This is a genomic window from Caballeronia ptereochthonis (assembly GCF_001545075.1).
Lineage (GTDB): Bacteria > Pseudomonadota > Gammaproteobacteria > Burkholderiales > Burkholderiaceae > Caballeronia > Caballeronia ptereochthonis.
The window spans coordinates 23,796-43,948 of record NZ_FCOB02000041.1 but is presented as its reverse complement, the minus strand read 5'-3'; the positions used below and the strand labels follow the sequence as shown (position 1 = coordinate 43,948).

The window sequence follows — 20,153 nt, the reverse complement described above, 5'->3', positions numbered from 1 at the left end:
CGGCGCGGCTCTGCCGAATCATGTTCAGTCTTTCTTCCCCTGCTCTTCTCACCGATTCGCAACGTCTCCCTTGCCCGCATCCTGCTTCCGGTCGGCGCAAGGATCCCGCAGCAGAGCCACTCGCACGAACCGTCGCACAGTGTGATCGACTCTCGGGTCCGTCCTGCCGTCGTAGTCGACTCTGGCGATGATCACGCAATCGCAATCGCACCCGCATCCGCATGCGCCGAGATAGTGATCCGCATGGCAACTGTCGTCGCCGGTCGCGAGGCGCAGTATCCGGGCTGCTTCCAGTCGTCTGGCGCGTTCGTCGTCGTCACGTCCGGTCGGTGCCTCGCGGTCCGGCGCACAGGCGCATGCGCCCTGCACATCGGTTGTCAGTTCGATCGAGTAGCCTTCACGGGTGCGCGTATAGGCGCATGAGAGATCGTCGTCGGGCGAGCACATCGTCTCGCGTGGGGCGCAGGATTTTTCCCTGCGGCAGACCTTGACCCACAACTTTGGAGGAATCGTGGTACCGCAAGTCGGGTCGACGTCGATCACGCCGTCGCGAGCCACTTCGATCAGGTGACCGCCGCAGGTGAGTGCGACGCCCCGCGCAACCTCGACGCGCAGCTTCCCGCACACGATCGACGCCTTGACGCACAGCCCGCAGAGCACGCCGCAGCCGAACATACTGCGCAACAGGAGGCTCAGCAAATCGCGCGTGTAGTCGACGGTGCTCGTAAGATCGTCGTCCTGAAGCAGCAGTCCCGCGCTGAACCGCGGACGGATCAGTGAACCATCGCCCTGAAGAGGTTCCGGCAGCCGGGTGTTCGATGCGGTCATGATAGGTACTCCTCGTCGATGGTCCAATGCATCGGCGGCTCAGCCGCGCGGCGCGATGCGAAATAGCGAGAGATAAGTGCCGCCTGGCGTGCCGTTACCGGAGGGCGCTGCACGCAGCCCCACCGGGTTCGCGTCCACCGCCTGTCCGCGGCAGTCCAGGATGAAGTCACCGAAGACCTGGATCTCGACGCAAGCGACTTCGCAGTCGAGTTCCGACGGGCCGTTCCAGATTTCGTCACGGCACCACGGTCCGCCGACCACCAGCGAAACGCTTCGCGTCGTGCCGTCAGGATCTCCGGAGCTTGGATCGGCAGCGGCGAGATCGACGACCGGCATCTGGTCGGACTCGATCCAGCCGCCACGATGCTCGGCGACGCGGACGGACACCTTGACGCAGTCGGGCGTGAGCGTGTCGACCATCACCGGTCCTGAGAACGTCATCGAGAAGCCCGTGCGCACCGGTCCAACCGGCGCGCGTGGCTGTCGAGCGCTGTCGGACGGGCTGGGAAAGTACGCCTGGAAGTCGGTCCACGGCATGACTTCGCCTTTGCGATGCCATTTCTTCCAGCTCACGTCCACGATGCGGGTCAGGTCGCAGCCGCGAATCAGGTCGAACAGGAGATCGTTGGTCTTGACGAGACGTCGCGGCCCGCAGGCATCGTCGATGCTCACGATGACGGGACAGCCGCACTCGTCGAAACGGATGGTGACACAAGCGAGCGGCACGCCATCCTCGATGGCAATGGCCGCGCCCTCGCAGGTGCACAGATCGCCGCTGCCGTCCGACACGGGCCGATGCGTCTGCCATTCGCACAGGCAACCATGCGGCCCTCGATCAAGGGGAGTTGCGTCAGCGGGCAACTGAACGGGCGCGTCACCCGTGGTTTCCGGGTTCGCGTCATGGCCGGCGTCTGGAGGCTGCGCCGGCGCGGCAACGCAGCAGCCGCACGACATGCAGCCGTCCTCGCTGCTCTCGCATCGACCGCAGGCGAGCATCGCCAGCGAGAACGTCAGCGTTTCGCAGACGTGGTTCCATTCGTCTTCGCCGCAACCGCAGCCATCGTCCGTCCTGACTCGGTCGACGTTGCGCTCGCTGTAGTGCGCCTGCAGCAGGCACTTGAAATCCACCGGGTCCGAGGCCGGCGCCTGCGTGCCCGACGCGGCGGCGCGCGCCTTGTCGTCGGCGATCTTCTGCAGATCGCCGAGCAGCAGCACGTCGCACAGGGCAAGCGGCCCGGCGGCCATGCGCACGAGTTCGCGCCCATGACGGTCCAGCGCCAGGCCCGTGCCGCATGCCAGTGTCCGATTCGTGCCGCCCTTCTCGTCGCTCGAGGTCAGCTCGAAACCGCACGCCACGCCCCAGCCGGCGATCGCACGCGTCAACATGCGCCGCCGTCCGATCCCGTAGCGCTGCTCGAGACTGAAATCGCCCGCCCGCATCTGCTTGCTCCGGAAGTAGCGGTTGCGCTTGCCAGCCGCGCAACTGTCCGGCGCTTCGGATGCCTGAGCGGGCGCTTGTCTGCTCTCGTTCATGATGTGGTCCTTTTGATCCGGTCTGCACATCGACTTCAATCGAAACACTTCGGCGTTCGGCGACATCAGCGGGCGACCTCACGCGCCGCATCCCTTCCCGTCAGTCGAGACGAAAACCCGCGTCCGGGCCGGTCTCCGACAAGCGCACCGCATGGCCGGCGTCGAGTATCGTCAGGCCGAGCCACGCATCTCTTGCAAGCCGGCGCGCCGACTCGTCGTCAAGACGAAGCAGGACATTGCTGCCCGGTGCGTGCGCATCGTCGGCGACGGTTCTCCAGACGATCCGCACACGCATGCCGGCCGGCGTCATCGCATTGGCCAGCGCCGTCGCCAGAGGTTCAAGCGCCGCGCGATCGCTCGCAGAAGCAGTGATCCCGATCCTGATCCAGCCGCGAAAGCGCGCGGTGCCGGTTGTATCGGGCTGCCGGCACAGGCGCGCGTTGCCGAGGCGGGCGTGCCGTCCCGGCATGCTGGCCTCCGGCGGCAGCCCGGTGAGCAGCGCGGGCAGCACTGCACCCGGTCTGCCGACGCCGCCCAGCCGCGCGAAGCCGAGATCGATCTCGACGTCGACGATCGTCACACGTGCATGCGGCAGAAGACAGCGGAACAGCAAGACGAGGCCCGCGCGCGTGCCGCGCTGCGTCAGCAGCGCGCCTGCTTGCGACAGCAGCGCGCGTTTCGTCTCGATGGACAACGCATCGCTCCACGGCAAGTCGATCCAGCGGGCAACGAAATCGAGCCAGTCGATATCGGCGCTGAGCGGCGCGACGCGCGCGCCCGATCGCGCGATCGTCCGGTCGAATTCCTGGGTCATTGCCTCCAGCACGCCGACCAGCGAGCGGAACAAGCCCGCGGCGTTGGCCGCCGGTACATCCTGGTCCAGCCGCCGGCCCCGGTAAATGGCCGGAAGCTGCTCCATTAACGACACTTCCGGATACAGCACGCGCAACGCATGCAACGCGGCCGCGCCATGCAGCTCGACGCACACCCAGAGCCACCGGTCAGGCACGCCGAACAGCGGAACGGCGAGCGACGAACGGGTCGCCGGCGCCGCCGTGCCCGGCGCGGCGTTCGCACCGGAGTCGGGCGCATCGAAACGAAACGCGCGTATTGCACCGGCTGCGAACCTCGCCTGGAAGCGCGCAATGCGAACCTGCGACAGCTGGCTCTGATCGCGAAGCAGCGTATCGAGCGCGTCGCGCAGGGCGGGATCGTCGGTACAGAAGCGCGTGACGGTCGCCGAAGCGCCCGGCGGCAAGTCCATCTCGAGCTCGGCGCGCAGCCAGCCGCGCAAGGTCGCCGTGACGGGCGAGAACAGCGTCGGCGTGAGGAAAACGCCTGCCGCGCCGGCTTCGACGACCGGCGCCGAGACCGGGCTCCGCTGCGCGGCCGCGGCACCGACGTTCAACCACACGACGCCGCGCCTGGCGGCAATGAGCACACTGTCGTCCGACGCGGCGAGGCCTGTCATCGGCCCAGCATTCGCGAGGGCCGACAGGTCGTCCGGGCCGACGCTGGCGAGGAGCGCACCCGAAGCGTCGACGATCAGCAGCGTGTCGGCCGAGTTCGTGCCGACGCCGCCGGCAATCAGCGCGCGACCGTGTCGATCCGATCCTATCGTCGTCGCGACGAAGCCCGCGACCACGCTCGCCAGCGGCAGAAGCGCACAGGATTGCGGCGCTCGAGGATCGACGTAGGCGAGCGTGCCGCCGTCCCCGGTCAGGATCACGATGCGTTGCGCGGCCGCCAGCCACGCCATGCCGCGTGCATGAGTCAGCGTGGCGGCGAGCGAAGCGCGGCGCACGATACGGCCGCGCGCATCGGCATGCATGAGGGCGGGGCCGGTATCGGGCGTGCCCGCGGTCGTCTGCGCGGTATCGGCACGCTTTTCGTCGACCAGCACCCAGACGCCGCCACGCCCGTCGCCGGCGACATCGACAATCGCGATGCCTGGCACCGCGATCGTGACCTCTTCAATGAGCGACGCCGCGTCGAAGCGAACCAGCTCGCTCGCACCCGGCATGAAGGCCCACATCGCGCCGCGGCCGATCACGAGCCGGGGGCTCGCGGCCAGTACGCCGTCGACGGCGATGACACAGGGCAATGCTTCGTCCGGTCGCATCGACGCGAGCCGTCCGTCGCCGGTGCGCCAGATACCCGCGCCGGTGCCATCGAGAGCCGGCGTGGCCGCGCCGCCTGCCTGCGCGATGAAACGCCCCGACAGCACCGACCGCCCGTCCGCGACGAGGCCACCCGCGCGGCCAGCGCCGAGACCCGAACTCAATCCCGAGCCCCACTGCGCGGCAGTCGCAAAGCGGTATTGCCGGAGATCGTCGAGGCTGCTCATCGCCGTGCTCCCGGAGCGGAAGCCTCGACCGTGACGACGCTCGACGCGGCGGAGAAAAGCGGCAGGAACGCGCGCGAGGCCGGCGGCACGGGTTGCGTGGCATCGCCGTCCCAGAGCAGCGCGCAACTCACGACGGACGCGACGCCATCGATCCTGAGAAGACGCGCCCGCACGTCCAGTACTTCGACGGCACGGCCCAGCGGCCAGGGATCGAACCGGCCCGACGTGCCGGCGACCGGCGCGAGCCACGCGGTGAGCAGATCGAGCGCCAGCGCAGCCAGCCGTTCGGTCGAATATCCCGGACGAGCACGCATCGACGCCTGTATGTGCAAGGTCCGATAGTCGGGTGCGACGATCCTCAAGCGCTCGCCCAGCGGCATGCGTCCCACGAGCCGGCGCCGGATTGCGTCGAGCCAGCCCTCGCTCTCCGACGCGAGCGCAGGATCGTCGCCGGCAGCGCGCGCCCGCACGGCGACCAGCGTGCGGACCTCGGAGCGCGGCACTCCTGCCGAAGCGGCGGCAGACGGCCGCAGTTCCTGCGCGCGCGCCACCCGCAGATCCTCGAGCGCGAGCACCGCCTGTTCGAGATCGTCCGTCGTCACGATCGGGTGGGCGTCGCGCACCGAGCGTCGTGCGAGCCGGCGCAGCGTGTCGAGATCGAGCGCGTCCGCGCCGCCCGCGATCGGCGCGGGATTGCTGCCGTAGACCGACGTTCCGTTCTGCACCGGCGCACCGGTCACGTGCCAGCCGAGGCCCGCGCCGAGGTTGCCGGCCGCGCCGTCGCACACGTCGTAGACCACGCGCAGCGTAGCGCCCGGTGCCGGAATCCTCCCGTTGACGCCATTGCCGAAGGTCACGCGCGCACCTTGCGGATCGAAACTGAACACGGCGTCGGCAGGACCGGCCTCCGACAGATCGTTCACGGCGTGCCAGCGTGCCGCGCGTCCCGCCGTGACGAGACTGACGCGAGGCGCCGGTCGTGCCGCCGAATAACAGACGCCGCCCGAACTCAGTTCGTAAGTCTGGGTCGGCAGCCCATTGCTCCACGCCGCAAGCGTGTCCTCAACCGTGCGCAACTGCTCGATCGGCAGTGCATTCAACACGATCTGACGGATGCGCGGCGCGCCCGCGAAACCGTGCCCGCGACTCGTCATCTCGATGACGAACTCATCCGGCAACGCCGCCGGCACCTGGGCAAGCCCAAGCAAAATGACGCCGCTGCGCAGAAAGCCTTCCGTGCCGTCCAGACGAACCGGCAACTCATAGCGCGCCGGCCCGACCGCAAGCCGCACGTCGAGGTCCCCGTGACGGTGCCGGCCGTTCGGAGCGTGGTCGGTGTCCGGCGTTTGAGAGACCTCGGCATTGACCGGTACGGGCACGTTCACGCCGAGCGCGAGACACGCGTCGCGCGCGCGGCGGGGCGGCGTGCCGGGAACGTCCGGGGCGAGCAGTGGCCCGGTGAAGCTCAGCACGAGGCGGTCGCCGCGCGCGGGCGTCTCTCCGAACGGATAAAAGCCCGCCTGCCCGGCTTCGTTGACACGCGTCCGATCCACCCTGACGCCGTTCGCGAGAACCGATTCCATGCGGCTAAGCCGCGCGCCCGTCAGATTCACCGCATCGCGAATCCTGAAGGCCGGCATCTGCGCTCGCTCGGCCTTAACGGGCGCCTGCGCCTCCAGCAGAACGCCGGGGCCGAAAGGCGAATCCGCCGCCGCGCTATTCGCAATGGCCCGAGGCCAGACGAAACCTCTGGCCGGAATCGGTCCACGTGGCCTCACGCCGGCCAGCGCGCCGTAAGCCCAGCGCTCGTCCGACCGCATGCGCGCGAGCGCATAGATCTGCGCATCCGCTACCCACGAGAGCAGCTCGATCAGCGTGATGCCCGGATCGTGCAGATTGTGATCGGTCCACGCGGGCGCGTACTTGGGCAACAGCGACCGGCCGAGTTCAACCAGCTTGTCGAAGTCGATGGAGTCGAGATCCGGGCGCAGGGTGTTCATGTCGCCGCCGCATCGAGAAAATGGACCTGCACGCCGTCGGCGACGAGCCACGCGAGCTGGTCGGGCGCGAACGCCGGCGGCAACTCGCCCGCGCCGTCCGGCTCGAAATCGATCGTCGCGATACCCGACAGCCCGTCGATATCGACGAGCGCGGCCGCGACATCGTCCGCGTCGGGCACGGCGCCGAGCGGCCAGCCGTATCCGTCGGCGCCGCCGGTCGCCGGATCGAACAGCGCGCGCATGCGTTCGCTCGCCACGCCGGCCACGCGACCCGCGACATCCAGCATGTCGATGCGCACGGTGAGCACGACGCGAAACGAAACGAGTCGTGGGCCGATGACGTTCAACGCAGCGGGACGTGCGAGCAGCGGGCTCGCCATCGAAAGGAGATAGCGTGAGAGCGCGCGCCGTTGCGCACGGTCCGGCAGCGGCTGCTGGCCGCGCATCGCGACGACGAGTTTGATTCCCTGCGCGCTGTTCAGCGCGCGCGCCTGCGCGATATCCGGTGACGACCCGAGCGCGAGATCCTCGAGGTCCGCCCGCGTAACCGCTCGCCCGCGATTGCGCAACTGCGATGGCGCGAAGCGACGCAGCGTCGCGGCGTTCTCGGGGTCCGCGCCGCCCGCCCCGGCATCGACCGCGACGACCGATTCGACGCCTTCGAGCGGCGTGACGAGATCGAGCGGCCCGAACGCCGGCACCGCATTGCCGCCCGCCGCCCCGCCGCGCTGATACGAGAACGCCACCACCGCATCGCGTCCGGCGGGCGGGATCGCGCCATGCAGGCCGTCGCCGAAGACGATTGCGCCGGACGCGAAGTCCAGCGCAAAGACACGTTCGTCGGGTCCGGCGTCACCGGGATCGTCGACTTCGGTCCAGCGCACCCAGCGGCCCGGCATGGCGAAGACGTCGTCGAGTACGGCCGCTTCGCCGCCCTGTGCGCGCAGCGCGTCCATTTCCTCGTCGCCCAACGGCTCCAGCACCCGCAATTCGAGCGTGCCGCTCAGCACGGGCGGACGCGACAGCGCGAAGGTCTGCGACGGCGATCCGTCCGATGATCCGAGCACTTCCATCTCCTGCGTCTCGGCCGCATGCGCCCAGACTGCATTGATGTACGCGCCGAGCAGCCTCGGCGCCCACGCGGTGGCCGCGGTGGCATCGCGCGGCCGCACGCGCAGCCAGTAACCGGCCATGCCGAACAGTTCGGTGAGCGTGGGCGACGTGTCGAGCGACAGCGTGACCACGCCGCTTTCGAGCAGGCCGCGTGTGCCGTCCTCGATGATCAGCGGTTCGAAGCGATTGTTGCGCAGTGCCTCGACGACAAGCGGAACGTCGCTCGCCTCTGCGCTGTCCGCGACAAGTAACAACAAGCGGATGGGGCCGCCGCTTAGCGGCTTCGAGAATGCGACAAAGAGCGCACGGTCCGCCGGTGTGCCCGGCGTGGCCGAGACGCCGGTCGTGGTACTTGCGGCCGCGCTGACGCCGGATGCCGCGCGCGCTGCTGCCGTGCACGGTGCACAGCATGGCCCGGCAGTCACCGTCACATTCGAGTTTGCGCCGGCGCTGCCGGATGCCGTGCCATCAAACCGACCCAGCCGTGTCCGCAGCGACACGAACGCCTCGACGACGGCAGCGCCGGAACGGTTCGCTTCGCTCTGATCGCGCCATGAACCATTGTCGAAGGAAATTACATGCTGCGGCGGCACCGACTCGTCGCGCTGATAAGCGAGCGTCATCTGCAGGACGATGGGCGCGTGGATGTCGTCCGTGTCGAGCACGGCGGTCTGGGTCTGCATCTCGCTCGGCGCAGTGCCGTCGCTGTTGGCGGGCGGCGTCGTCACGATGGTGTAGCGCTCGCGCCCGTAGTCCCCGCCCACGAGCCGCGCGCGGATCCAGTAGCTGTCGCGGCCGATCACATTGGTCCGCGCCATGTCGTCGGGCACCATGAACTGCAGCGTGCCCGACGTCTTGAGATTCCCGGTTGTGTCGCGCAGACTGCGCGCGGCATCGAGCTTCCACCATCCCGCGCCGTTCCAGTATTCCCACGACAACGCCGGGTTGGTGGATACGTCGCCCGTAAACGGCTGCCAGTCGGCGAGGGTCGTATCCACGGAAAAGGCCATCTCGGCGCCGCTCGCGGGGCGCTGCGTCCAAGCGTCGGACAGCACCACACGCGCGGGCGACTGCGGCGGCAGAATCCCGCTGACGGTCTGTTCGCGCGGTGCGATGTCCTGCGCTGCGAACCGGATGACGCGGCCCTTCGTCAGCAGTTGCTGCGCCTCCTTCTGCGGAGGCAGTTCGAAGGTCGGATGGACCTCGAACCCGATCTCGGGGGGAGCGTTCCTGTAGCCGAGGCAGGTGATCTCGGTATCCCGGTTCGGCACGTCGGGGATGGCGTCCACCTCGATGACCACGGCCTTCGCTTTCCTGGATTCGGCCTTCACGGTCTCGATGATGCAGGTCTGCAATCGCTGCTTCCCGTCGGCGCTCCATTCCAGCAGCAGGCGCATGCCTGTTTCAAATGCGTCGGGCGAGGCAGCCGACGTCCATAGAACGCCCTTGCCTTGCCGGACCCTGCGACGTGCGGAGAAAGTCAGGTCGGCGGAATCGACGACGTAATGCTTCGCTTGATCGCCATCGAGCGGAATGCCGGGCAGATAGAGCCAGGAGCCGGACATGAAATCGACCTGCCGCCCGGCATCCGCGCGCACACAGCGCCCAGCATCGAATTCGAGGACATCTTTTTCTGCAAGCTCGTCGGTAGTGACGAACGCATCGGACAGCGTGCCGGATGCGATGCTCAGCTGCTGTGACGCCCCGTCCTTGACGGTCGCGATCAGGATGTCGCGATTCGCACCCGGAACGATCAGACGCGCGCCCGCCACCGCCGGGCTGGTGTTCGGCAGGCCGATCTGCGACGGCACGTCGAACCTGTCGACCGAATCGCTCGCCGCGGGCCATCGCGCAAGCGAACGCGCATGATCGTGGTTCAGCGTCAGCAGCGCGCTCCAGCGCGAGGCGGCGGCCGGACCCGTATCTGGCGCCGGCGCCAGCGCGGGCCCGGCGCCGACCACCGTGCCGGAAAGGTCGACATCCTCCACGGAATGCTCGTCCTTCAATACCGTATCCGCGCCCGAGATCGTGGCGTCGCGCCAGGAATAGTAAAGCAGCTTGTCATCGCTGCTCTTCTCTTCGCGTTTGCGTACGCCGGCCAGTTCGAGCGTTCCGTGCAGCGGTGCGACGCTCTCCTCCACGCCGGACAGGACCGCGAGCGGCGTGAAGTCGGGCGACCATGCCCTGTCCCTGATCGCTTCGCCGGGAAGCTCAAGTCGCTTCCACGTCCGTTCGTCTCCATTCGATCCGAACAGCGCGACATGCCCGTCGGCGTCCAGCGCGAAGAAGACATCGCGCAGCGCCGCCCCCCACGGACCCGCCGATGCCCTGAGCACCGGCGCGATGCGTTGCCATCGAGCGGCAGGCGAAGCAGCCGCGATCCGCGTCCACGGAGCGCGCAACTCTACCTTTCCCGGCGCTGCCACCTCGTTCGCCTGCCACGACAGCACGCTGTCATACAGGGTGCCTTCCTTGTCCTTGCCGGCGACGGCAAGCAACGCGAGTTCCGTCGATCCGTCGCCGCCGAGGGCGACGAGCTGCCTTACGCGGGCACCGTCGGCGCTGCCGGGAAGCGTGCCGCAATAGGACCAGCGACCCTGCGAGGGCTCCTCAATGCTCTGCGTCCAGGCCCACACGTCCGCGCCCGACCACACCGCGATCAGCAGACGCCCGTCCTGCGACGCGACGGCGGGCGGCATGCGCCAGTCCGCGCCGAGAAAGCGCGGCGTGCTGGCCGCCGCGCCGCCCGCATCGTCGCCGCTCAGCGCCGGCCGCGCGGGGCCGAGGTAGCGCAGCCGCAGGGGCTCGCCAGGTGACAGCACGTACTGATGCAAGGCGCCGTCCCGGCCGACGCCGAACACGCGGAAGCCGCCGTCACGCATCGGCACGAGAACGCTCGGCCCGGAGGTAGCGTCGGACATCCGGAACGCGATCGTGACGGTCGCGCCGGACTTCGAGAACGCTTCCGGTGACGCGACGTAGAACGCATCGAATTGCCGCGGGATCTGGCCGAATGGATAAAACTTGTCGTTCAGCACGATCGCAGTCGTGTTCGCCACGGCTTCGAGTTTCGGCGCGGCGGCAACGTCGGAGGAGGCATCCACGCCGGACGAGCCGTCCGACCCCGTGCCCGCGCTCGCGGCGCCGGGATCGTCGGTTGCTGCAGAGTCCTGCGCGGACGGCAGCGGAACCGACGCGATCTTCAGTCCGAGGCTCTGTAACGTCGTGGGCTCGCGATCGCCGCCGGGCGCCGTTGCGCGCAGCCAGCGTGTCTGCACGCCGTGGATCTCGAGCGGTTCGAACGGCGCGGTCGAACTTTTGCGCAGCAGGATGCCCGGCGCGGCCGGCTCGGCAGCGAGCGGCAGCCAGGCGGGATCGCCGTCGCTCGTCTTGCCCCAGTAGCGCCAGTCCAGATCGCTTGGCAAGCCGGCCGCGTCGACGGTGATGGTCGCGGCCGTCTCGAGATTGAGTGCATCGTCGTCGCCGATGTACAAGGCGTGAACCTGCCGGTTCAGTACGGTCGCCGCAAACGGCGCGAAGTCACGTACTTCGACCACCTGAGTGCCCGCTGCCGCGCCGCTTGCGAGCGGCGGATCAAGCGGAACGAGATCGCCTGTCGGATCCGCCGACACCACGTACAGCGCCGCGCCGATGCGAAGGACCATGCCCGCGCCCAAGCCCAGCGCCGGGGCAAGCTGTACGCGCGCCGAGCCGGCCGGCGCGTCGCTCGTCAGGAGCCATTCCGCGGGTGCCGGCTCCGGTGAAGCAACGCTCAGCACGCTCGCGGGCGGCAGATCGAACACGTCGTCGACGAGATTCGCACCGACCAGCTGCACGATCGGCGACAGCACGAGCTGCACGTCCTGCTGCGTCTCGAACGCGACGGGCGTATCACCGGCGTTCGCCTGGATGCGCACCGGCGCGACTGCCAGGAGCGCGTTCACCGCGCGGTCCGAGAGGCCGAAAACCACCGGCAGCCGCGCCGCCAGTCCCGCTTGCGGCCTGATCGCGAGCCAGTCCAGCAAGCCGAGCGCCGCCTTGGCGGGCGTCCGGTCCAGCCGTTCCGCGACTTCGGATTCGAGCTTCGCCGCAATCCGCAGCAGCGCTTCGATGAAGTCGGGCGCAGCGCCGACCGGCTGCCACCCGGGCAGCCACAGCCGGGCGCGCGCCGCCAGCTGCGCGAACAGCTCGGGCGCGCGGCGCGCTTCGACGGTCGGATCGGGGCGGTTCACGTCTGCCCTCCCTCGCGAAAGTAGAACGGATAGACGAGATTGCCGGCCTGATTGGTGCTGCGCACCCGATAGTCAATCGAGACGTCGAGCCGGCCTTGTGCCGCCTGATACGGATCGACGTCCACCCGCAGCAGTTCGATACGCGGCTCGTATTGCGTCAGCGATTGCTGGATCAGATTGTTCACGCGCGTGAGCGTCGCCGCGTCGATCACTTCGAACACCATGTCGTAGATGCCGCAACCAAAATCCGCGCGCATCACGCGCTCGCCCGGCGCAGTGCCGAGAATGACGCGGATCGCCTGGCGGATGTCCTCCTCGTACTCGGCGATCGCGACCGTGCCCGTGGCCGGGTCCAGCTGCACCGGAAAAGCCCAGCCGCGGCCGAGAAATTCGCGTTTGTCGGTCATGGCGCAGCTAGCCTATGAGCACGGTCGGGCAACCCGCCGCGATCAGGTTCGGCGCGCTCGCCTCGACGACCGCGTCGCCCTGCCGCGCGGCCGGTGCGCCGCCGATCACGACGCTCGTGCTGCCGAGCGCGACGCTGCCGCCGACATGCGGCTTGGGTCCGTCGCTGAGCGGGCAGGCGTGCGCGTCGCCGCCGCTACGCCACGCCGGCTTGCCCCCGATCAGCACGGTCGGGCATCCCGGCCCCGGTCCGAGCGGCGTGCCATGGCTCGTCATGTCGCCGAGCCGCGCAGCAGGAAGTCCCATGTCCGCCTCCTTGAAACGATGTCGCCCTACGCCGATGCATCAATTGATGCTGACCGGCATCCCTTTGACTTCCACCGATGCATTCGCCTTGAGCGACAGACTGCCCGTCGCCTCTAGTGAAATCGACGGCGCTTGCAGCGAAATGCGCTGGCCGGCCTTCAGGCTCATCGCGCCACCGCGCGTGTCGATCGTCAGTACGTTGCCGGAGCCGTCGTCGAGCTTGAGCCCGCTGTCGTCGATCGCGAGCCGCTTGCCGTCGGCGAGCTGCAATTCGACGCGGCCGTTGCCCTCGCTGTCGTCGAACAACAGTGTGTGGCCCTTGCGGGTCTTGATCACACGGATATCGTTGCGTCCATTGGAGTTAGATTCCGGCGGCTTGTCCTTGCCGTTCCAGAGCCCGCCCAGCACGAACGGAAAGCGCATGTCCTCCCGTTCGAACACGACGAGCACCTCGTCGCCCACTTCCGGCAGAAACACCGCGCCGCGCCCGTTGCCCGCCATCGGCACCGCGATGCGGGCCCAATAGCTTTCGGTGGGCTGGCTGTGCCACGGGTAGCTCACCTTGATGCGCGCGAGGCCGTCCGGATCGTGGTTGTCCGCGACGAGCGCGAGCGCCACGCCCTTGACGAAGCCGCCGGCTTCGAGACTGGTTTCGCGCGGCCCGGCGTACTGTTCGCTCATAACGTCGTCTCCTTGACCTTGAAACGCGTGCGATATCCGTTGGAATCGACCTTGTGCACCGACTGCTGCACGTAGTAGGTCTTGGAAAACGGCATGCCGAGGTTGAGCAGCGACACGCTCTCGTCAGGCAGGATCTGCGGCAGCCCGATGGACTCGGCCTCGCCGGTGAGGAACTGCTTCGCGCTTTCGTTGAGCGCGGACTTCGCCCGTTCGTCGGCCTCGGCCTTGGTGAAGACGGGCTGGCGCAGCCGCAGCATCGGCAACTGCGTCTTGGGCCCGCGCAGGAGATCGGCGGCGCTTTGGCGCCCCGGCTCGCGGCCCGACTCGTCGCCGGCTCGCGCCACGCCCTTGATGAGACGCTTGGAGTTCGTGTCCCAGCCATAGACTTCCACGCCGCTTACCTGCCCCGCCAGATTCGCCTCCGGCTTGAAGCTCAGCAATCCTTCGCCCCATTTCAGCGTGACGACGCCGTCGCCCTTGTCCTTCGGCTTGCTGAAGTGCAGCGTGTCCTTGCGCACGTAGAACTCGAAGTGATTGCGCTCCGCCAGCTTCTTGATGAAATCGATGTCGGTTTCCTGGTTCTGCTCGATCTGCGCATGCTTTTCCCGCGTGCTCTCGATCTCGCCGTCGAGATGATGGAAGCGCGCGATTTCCGCCACGGCGTCGCTGTCGCTCGCGTTCGCCCAGGTGCGCGAGTTCTTGCCGACCGTGAGCGGAAAGCCGCGGTCGTAACCCGCCACGCTCAACTCGGGCAGCCCGCCTTCCGGGAAGTTCGTGCCGACTTCGGTGATCACGCCGGTCATGATCGTGTCGAGCGCGCTGACGTCGCCATAACCGATGCGGATCTCGACTGCCGCGCCGAACGCGAGCACATCGAGCACCGGCTGGCCGAGCCCCGAGACGAACGCATGCCGGTCGATGTCGTACACGTTGACCACCGTGAACGAGAAGCGCCCGGCCGCGCTCAGCACGAGGTCGACCTCGACCTGACTCACGGGAATCAGAAGCTCGCGCATCAGATCGCGGCGCGCCACGCGCACCGCGAATGCGGGCACATAGAACCCGCCGCTGTTACGAGAGACTTGCGCCAGTTCCATCGTTGCTGTCCTGAGGCGGAAGAATCAGCCATTGACCCGGGCGGATGTCGCGAGGGTCGTCGAGATCGTTGCCGTCGGCGATCCGCCGCCATTGCGCCGCATCGCCGTACTCCTGCGCGGCGATCGCCCAGAGCGCCTGCGGGCCGACCACCACACGGCGCTTGCTCTTGTCGGCCGACTCGCGCCGCGGCGACGTGAGCTGTTCCTGCAGCGTACGGTATTCCTTGAAGGTCACCGACAATCGAGCGCGCGCGGGCGATCCGTCCGGCTGGAACAGGCTGACCTTGCGCCCGAGCTTTTCGATGACGCCGGTGAATTCGAGCGGTCCCCATGAAAAGCGCACGGGCGGCGGCGCATGCAGATCGCGATCGATATTTAGCAGGCCGCCCAGGTCCTTGAGACGATCCTCGACAGAGCGCTGCGTCGTCGCCGGCTGACGGCCCGACGGATCGGTGTAGTCGTCGAGGAACAGTTCCATGCTCAGCTGATCGGCCTCGCCGTTCACGAACTGCAGCAACGGGCTGCCGAGGCCGGGCACGGCGGTCGCCTTGTAGGTGTTGGAGCGGTCGAAGCTGTACTCGGTCGGATTGAACAGCACTTCGAATACTTGCCCATTCTTGCTGCCCGCCAGCACGGTGATCTTCGCCTTCTCGAGCTTTGCCACGATGCGCTCCTTCGATATCCGTGAGAAAGGCTTCAGAGTCCGCGCCGCTCGCGTTCGATGCGCGAGCGCCGGTCGATGCGCCGGATCACGTCCTCCGCGAGACGCTCGACCACGGCGCCGCTCAGCATTTCGCGACGCACGACTTCGCAGGCGTGCGAGACGATCTCGGCCTGAAGCGCCGGGGCGCGCGCGGGCGGCGCGTGCGCCGGGCGTTCGTCCAGCGATACGGGCCGTGTTGCATCGACCGCGCGCGCGGGGCGCGGGGATCTCGCCCAGACGAGCTCCGCAGCCGGCGCGACCGTCACGCGGACGGCGCGAGCAGACGGCGAAGCCAAGTGAATGCGCGTGTCGTGCGGTGTCGTGAGCCGTGTTACGGATCGCGGCGAGGCGCGATCCAACGGCGCGAACGCAGACGTGGATGCCGACGCTGCGGCGCCCGGAACCGGCGCGCGTGCGGACGCACCACCGGCCCGCGAGACCGGTGTCGCAGCGGCGTGATACGGCCGCGGCGATGTGATCGCGCCGCGTGGCGCATCGGGAGCGCGGATCGTCCGAGCGCGTGCCGAATCGGAGTCGTTCTGGCGAATGCGTACGTGCCACGCAGTCGACGTGGATTGCGCCATCGGAAGCGAGGTCGCCGCAGCCGCCCCGCCGACGGGCAGCGCCGGTTCGCGCCGAGCATCGCGACGGAGTCTGTTCACGGCAAGCAACGGCATGGCCGCCGGCGCCGGCCGCGAGGCGCCTGCGCGCACGACATCGTTCGCATGCTTCGCGGGATGCGACACCCGCGCACGGACCGACGTCGAGCCCGCCTGGTCGTGCTCACGCGTCATATTCGGCGCATCGTGGATCCGCCGCACAGCGAGCCAGGTCATGGGCCGGATCGTCAGGAATACGCGCGAATCCCGGTGGACGACCACCGCTGCGCGCAGATGACGGCCGCGCCGATCCGCCCGAAAACGTAGCGCGAGACGGCGCCAGCTCGCCGCCTCATGCACATGGCCGGGGGTACCGCACAACCGGCGCGAGATATAGGCCGTTTTCATGAGCGCCTCAGACCGTGATGAACGAATTCGACACTCTCGATGATCACCTGCGAGTTGGCGGCATCGAAGTCCGTAAGCGTCCACTTGACGGGGAATGCATCGTCGGCATGCACACGCCACACTTCATTGCCCGCTCCGTCCTGCAGCGCGATCGTGATCTTGCGGCGACGCACGTCGCCGTTCACGACAGCATCGTTCCATTGCCACAGCGTCAAGTCGGCGAGACCGTGTTCGAGCGTGAGCGCACCGAAGCTGCACAGCGAGGCCAGCTTGTACTCGAAGTCGTTCACGCCGCCCTCCCTGTACGCCTCGACCTTTACCTCGCGGGTCAGGCCTTTCACGCGGCTGAAGCCGCCGACCGTGAGACCTTCGATCTCGACGACATACCGAAAGCCCTGATATGGATCCCTACCGTTCATCCCTCGCGCTCCCGTCGAATCCGTCCGGCTACACGTCGAACGGATTGTCTGGCGCATTTATCGCCGCTTCGTCCAGCCGCCGGTTTTGCGCCGAAATCTCCTCGCACCAGCGCCGCCGCTCGAGATGATCGAGCGACATCAGCTCGGCGCGCCCCCAGTGAAAATGCATGGCGATGAAGGCCATCTCCTCGTAAAGACGCTCACTCGGATAGACCTTCAAACCTCCCCCAGCGCGCGCCTCTCCTGCCTGAGTGCCGATCCCGCGTCGTCGTCCGCAACGTCGTCGCGCTCGCGCGGCGCGCTCTCTTCCTCACCCGCGTTGAAACGTTCGTAGAGGCGCTGCAGATAATCGAAATCCGCCGCGAACAGTCCTTCGATCACCTTCACGTCGATATCCTGCATGGACCCGAGCCGCACGATCACGCGCGACAACACGATTACTGCGAGATACGCCGCGTTCTGCTGCACGCGCGGATCGCGTAGCGGCAGGATCTCGTCGCCCGCCGTGGCGAGCCGCATCGCACCGTGCCGATGCAGCACGCCCGCCGCATCGATGTAGCCGCGCGGCAGCACGAACTCGGACTCCGTGAGAAAACGCGCCGGCAATGCCTGATTCATGTTCGTTCTCCTCCGATGCACGCCGCCATTCCCGGGCCGGGCACGTGGTCGCCCGTCAGGCAACGCGCTCGATGCCCTCGTTGGCCAGCTCGAGTGTTTCGATCATCACGTCGTTGCCCTTGCCGGTCAGCGCGCCGGGCGTGTACTTGATCGGCCACGCCTGAGCGATGACGAAGCGGGCCTTGTCGCTGCCACCCTCGTCGATCACGACCACGGTGACCTTCTTGCGGATGTTCGTGCCGGCGCTGCCTTGCGTGACGGTGTCGGCATGCCATTTGTAGAGTTCTGTCGAATCCGTCACGCCCCATTTGAGCGTGACGTTCGCATACTTGGTCAGTCCCGAGAGCTTGCGAAAGTGCGGCGGCTCGTTGCCTTCGCGATAGTCGATCGCATCGGTCGTCGTGTCGGCGACGGTCACCTCGCTGAAGCCGGCCTGCTGGATGCCGTCGATCTCCAGCCGGAAGCGGAAATTGCGTAAAGGGTCTTTGCGTGCCATTTCGGTGTGCTCCTTGCCCGCGGATCAGTGCGAAGATCAGGTTTTCGCCTCGACGGTCATCTGGAAGATGCGAAAGATCACGAACTCCGCCGGACGCACCGGCGCGACGCCGATCTCGCAGATGAGCTTGCCGTTCAGGATGTCGTCGTCGGTCATGGTGGTGCGGTCGCAGGCGATCGAGAACGCCTCGGCTTCGGTCGTGCCCATCAACGCGCCATCGCGCCACTGCCCGCGCAGGAACACGCGGATGCTGTCCTTCACGCGCGCCCACAGGCGCTCGTCGTTGGGCTCGAAGACGACCCACTGCGTGCCGTCGAAAATCGAATGCTCCAGGAAGATGAAGAGTCTGCGCACCGGCACGTACTTCCACAACGCGTCGGACGACAGCGTGCGTGCGCCCCAGACGCGTATGCCGCGCCCGGGAAACTGCCTGATCACGTTCACGCCTCTCGGGTTGAGCACGTCCTGAATGCCGCCGTCGATGTAGTACTCCAGATCGGTCGCGTCGTTGACGATTTCGTTGGCCGGGGCCTTGAACACGCCGCGCTGGTTGTCTGAGCGCGCATAGATGCCGAGCACCGCGCCGCCCGGCGGCATCCGCAGCGGTGCGCCGCTCTGCGGGTCGGCTATCGCGATCCACGGATAGTAGAAAGCCCCGTAGCTCGTGTCGTGGTTCTTCGAGCGCGGATCGAGATTGCTCGCGTCGCTGATTCCCGACGGCGAGTCGAAGACCGCGAAGCGAAAGCGCTGCCGCTCGCAATGCGCGGTGATGGTCGTGATCAGTGCGTCGTCGGCGTTAGGCGCATAGACGAGCGCGACGTCGCGATACTGATCGAGCAGCAGCGCCTGCAGTCCCATGCGCTTGGACGGATCCGCCACCACGAGGTTGTAGTCCGCCGAGGTCACGGCATCGCCGTCGGCCCCTGCGCTCAGCAATCCGGTCGCCGGAAGGTTCGGCGGCTGGGGCGGCTTGCCTTGCAGATCATCCTTCGTACCGAGCGTGATCAGCCCCGAGTTGTTCGGCACGCGTTTGAGGAAATAGTTGGGCGAGCGCGCGTTGTCGAGCACCAGATCGTCGAACTGCTCCACCTGCGTCGGCGGGTAGACGAGCGGGTCGGTGCCGAACGGATCTTCTTCCTTTTCCGGCTTCACGCTCCAGTACGCAATCTGCAGCTTGATGCCGACCGGTGTGAGCGCGCCGTTGACCATGGTCTTCGTGCTCGATGCATCGATCTTGACGTACACGCGCGCCGACCAGGCGCCGGGACCGTTCGCACTGACGCGCAGGTCGCCGAGATCGAGTGATCCCACGGACGCGTTCTGGCCGACGATGCGGCAGATATAGCAGCGCACGCCGCCGTTGTCGAAGAACGTGCTGACCGCCTGCGGCAGGAATTCGCCCGTCTCGAAGACGTTGCCGAACAACTGCTTGTAGCGGTTGAAGCTGGTCACGAGCTGCGGCTGTGTGGTGCCGCGTTCGGTCCGGCCGAGAAAGGCGGCCGTGCTGGTCGATACACCTTCGATCGGCTTGGGACCTCGCTCGATCTCTTCGATATACACACCTGGAGACAAATATTCGGCCATCTCGACGCTCCCTGTTGGCTGACCCGACCGGCGGCTTGCGAGCCCCCCGTCACCGTTACGACGGCTCCTGCGCCATCTCGTCCAGCGGAAACACCGCGGCCAGGTCGGACGGATCGGGCACGACATTCATGGCGCCGTCCATCGCCTCGATCTGCTTCGTGCGCGGCATGGTCTCGCCCGCCGGCAAGACGGCGAGTTGCAGCGAGACGCGGCCGTTCGCGGCCTCCGGCATCAGCGCGACCGGCGGGCGCAGGAACACGGCGAACGCACCCGACTCCGTCGTCGTGCTTCGCACCGGACTGTCTATCCGGCCGGACGCGTCGTCCGGTGCGCTCCCCCAACGCAGCCAGATGCGCGCGCCCGCGACCGGCGGCGATGCGCGGTCCGCGGTTTCATGCAAGCGTCCGCGCAGGCCCAGCACGCCATCCGGGAACGGATAGGCCACCGACGGGCAGAGCGTTACGCGCGCAAGCCGCGCACTCACGGGTGCGTCGTCGAGATCGACGGGACGCGCGGGCGGCGCGATCGTTCCGGCGACCGGCTCGTACGGCAGCTTGCCGACATCGACGCTGATGCTCTCGGGCCAGCTATCGCCGTCTTCCTTGAACCAGACGAAGCAGCCGCTGTAGCTCAGCACCGGCGGATTCGCCAGGCCCTGCGCGCTCACCCGCACGCCTTGCGTGACCCGCGTGAGCGTCACCGGGTCGATGAGCTCGATGCCCACGAGCCCCACGCGCCGCAGTGGGGTCGTAACCGTCGACGCCGGATCGCTCATGTCGCGCTC

General features: G+C 67.6%; 17 protein-coding genes. All 17 read right to left on the bottom strand.

Annotated elements, in window-relative coordinates:
- Positions 1-48 precede the first annotated feature (48 nt).
- Positions 49-828, bottom strand: a complete 780-nt coding sequence (locus AWB83_RS30970; RefSeq protein WP_087049440.1) for a hypothetical protein — start codon at positions 826-828, stop codon at positions 49-51.
- A gap of 39 nt (positions 829-867) precedes the next feature.
- Positions 868-2,361 carry a hypothetical protein gene (locus tag AWB83_RS30965; protein WP_143750131.1) on the bottom strand — a complete coding sequence of 498 codons (1,494 nt, stop codon included), beginning with the start codon at positions 2,359-2,361 and terminating at the stop codon, positions 868-870.
- 100 nt (positions 2,362-2,461) lie between these two features.
- Complete coding sequence (locus AWB83_RS30960) at positions 2,462-4,708, bottom strand: phage tail protein (protein ID WP_087049438.1); 2,247 nt, start codon at positions 4,706-4,708, stop codon at positions 2,462-2,464.
- Positions 4,705-6,708 (bottom strand): putative baseplate assembly protein, encoded by a 2,004-nt coding sequence (locus tag AWB83_RS30955; protein ID WP_087049437.1) that lies wholly within the window; start codon positions 6,706-6,708, stop codon positions 4,705-4,707. Before AWB83_RS30955 ends, AWB83_RS30960 begins: the two co-directional genes overlap by 4 nt.
- Positions 6,705-12,053, bottom strand: coding sequence for a baseplate J/gp47 family protein (locus AWB83_RS30950; RefSeq protein ID WP_087049436.1), 5,349 nt, complete (start codon positions 12,051-12,053; stop codon positions 6,705-6,707). Before AWB83_RS30950 ends, AWB83_RS30955 begins: the two co-directional genes overlap by 4 nt.
- The gene (locus tag AWB83_RS30945; protein ID WP_087049435.1) at positions 12,050-12,460 is read right to left on the bottom strand and encodes a gp25 family contractile injection system sheath assembly initiator; all 411 of its coding nucleotides are present in this window, start codon (positions 12,458-12,460) and stop codon (positions 12,050-12,052) included. Before AWB83_RS30945 ends, AWB83_RS30950 begins: the two co-directional genes overlap by 4 nt.
- A 7-nt stretch (positions 12,461-12,467) precedes the next feature.
- Positions 12,468-12,764 (bottom strand): PAAR domain-containing protein, encoded by a 297-nt coding sequence (locus AWB83_RS30940; RefSeq protein WP_087049434.1) that lies wholly within the window; start codon positions 12,762-12,764, stop codon positions 12,468-12,470.
- 39 nt (positions 12,765-12,803) lie between these two features.
- Entirely contained in the window at positions 12,804-13,445 is a 642-nt protein-coding gene (locus tag AWB83_RS30935; RefSeq protein WP_087049433.1) for a phage baseplate assembly protein V, read from the bottom strand.
- A complete protein-coding gene (locus AWB83_RS30930) occupies positions 13,442-14,542 on the bottom strand; it encodes a phage late control D family protein (RefSeq protein WP_087049432.1) in 1,101 nt (366 codons plus the stop codon). The genes AWB83_RS30935 and AWB83_RS30930 overlap by 4 nt, the downstream gene beginning before the upstream one ends.
- Positions 14,517-15,206 carry a CIS tube protein gene (locus AWB83_RS30925; RefSeq protein WP_244197942.1) on the bottom strand — a complete coding sequence of 230 codons (690 nt, stop codon included), beginning with the start codon at positions 15,204-15,206 and terminating at the stop codon, positions 14,517-14,519. Before AWB83_RS30925 ends, AWB83_RS30930 begins: the two co-directional genes overlap by 26 nt.
- A 32-nt stretch (positions 15,207-15,238) precedes the next feature.
- Positions 15,239-15,541, bottom strand: a complete 303-nt coding sequence (locus tag AWB83_RS36870; protein WP_167389182.1) for a hypothetical protein — start codon at positions 15,539-15,541, stop codon at positions 15,239-15,241.
- A gap of 707 nt (positions 15,542-16,248) precedes the next feature.
- Positions 16,249-16,671: a contractile injection system inner tube protein gene (locus AWB83_RS30915; protein ID WP_087049430.1), complete on the bottom strand. Its 423-nt coding sequence runs from the start codon at positions 16,669-16,671 to the stop codon at positions 16,249-16,251.
- Between the two features lie 28 nt (positions 16,672-16,699).
- On the bottom strand, positions 16,700-16,891 hold the full coding sequence (locus AWB83_RS30910) for a DUF6760 family protein (protein WP_087049429.1): 192 nt from the start codon (positions 16,889-16,891) through the stop codon (positions 16,700-16,702).
- On the bottom strand, positions 16,888-17,289 hold the full coding sequence (locus AWB83_RS30905) for a hypothetical protein (RefSeq protein ID WP_244197940.1): 402 nt from the start codon (positions 17,287-17,289) through the stop codon (positions 16,888-16,890). Before AWB83_RS30905 ends, AWB83_RS30910 begins: the two co-directional genes overlap by 4 nt.
- Positions 17,290-17,344: 55 nt before the next feature.
- Positions 17,345-17,785 (bottom strand): phage tail protein, encoded by a 441-nt coding sequence (locus tag AWB83_RS30900; protein ID WP_087049428.1) that lies wholly within the window; start codon positions 17,783-17,785, stop codon positions 17,345-17,347.
- Between the two features lie 36 nt (positions 17,786-17,821).
- Positions 17,822-19,369, bottom strand: coding sequence for a phage tail sheath family protein (locus AWB83_RS30895; RefSeq protein WP_087049427.1), 1,548 nt, complete (start codon positions 19,367-19,369; stop codon positions 17,822-17,824).
- Positions 19,370-19,424: 55 nt separating this feature from the next.
- Positions 19,425-20,144: a hypothetical protein gene (locus AWB83_RS30890; protein WP_087049426.1), complete on the bottom strand. Its 720-nt coding sequence runs from the start codon at positions 20,142-20,144 to the stop codon at positions 19,425-19,427.
- Between the last annotated feature and the right edge of the window lie 9 nt (positions 20,145-20,153).

Bases quoted from the DNA above. Each gene is read 5' to 3' on its own strand.
- AWB83_RS30970 (WP_087049440.1), bottom strand. From the start codon at position 828: ATGACCGCATCGAACACCCGGCTGCCGGAACCTCTTCAGGGCGATGGT.
- AWB83_RS30965 (WP_143750131.1), bottom strand. From the start codon at position 2,361: ATGAACGAGAGCAGACAAGCGCCCGCTCAGGCATCCGAAGCGCCGGAC.
- AWB83_RS30960 (WP_087049438.1), bottom strand. From the start codon at position 4,708: ATGAGCAGCCTCGACGATCTCCGGCAATACCGCTTTGCGACTGCCGCG.
- AWB83_RS30955 (WP_087049437.1), bottom strand. From the start codon at position 6,708: ATGAACACCCTGCGCCCGGATCTCGACTCCATCGACTTCGACAAGCTG.
- AWB83_RS30945 (WP_087049435.1), bottom strand. From the start codon at position 12,460: ATGACCGACAAACGCGAATTTCTCGGCCGCGGCTGGGCTTTTCCGGTG.
- AWB83_RS30940 (WP_087049434.1), bottom strand. From the start codon at position 12,764: ATGGGACTTCCTGCTGCGCGGCTCGGCGACATGACGAGCCATGGCACG.
- AWB83_RS30935 (WP_087049433.1), bottom strand. From the start codon at position 13,445: ATGAGCGAACAGTACGCCGGGCCGCGCGAAACCAGTCTCGAAGCCGGC.
- AWB83_RS30930 (WP_087049432.1), bottom strand. From the start codon at position 14,542: ATGGAACTGGCGCAAGTCTCTCGTAACAGCGGCGGGTTCTATGTGCCC.
- AWB83_RS30915 (WP_087049430.1), bottom strand. From the start codon at position 16,671: ATGAACGGTAGGGATCCATATCAGGGCTTTCGGTATGTCGTCGAGATC.
- AWB83_RS30905 (WP_244197940.1), bottom strand. From the start codon at position 17,289: ATGAATCAGGCATTGCCGGCGCGTTTTCTCACGGAGTCCGAGTTCGTG.
- AWB83_RS30900 (WP_087049428.1), bottom strand. From the start codon at position 17,785: ATGGCACGCAAAGACCCTTTACGCAATTTCCGCTTCCGGCTGGAGATC.
- AWB83_RS30895 (WP_087049427.1), bottom strand. From the start codon at position 19,369: ATGGCCGAATATTTGTCTCCAGGTGTGTATATCGAAGAGATCGAGCGA.
- AWB83_RS30890 (WP_087049426.1), bottom strand. From the start codon at position 20,144: ATGAGCGATCCGGCGTCGACGGTTACGACCCCACTGCGGCGCGTGGGG.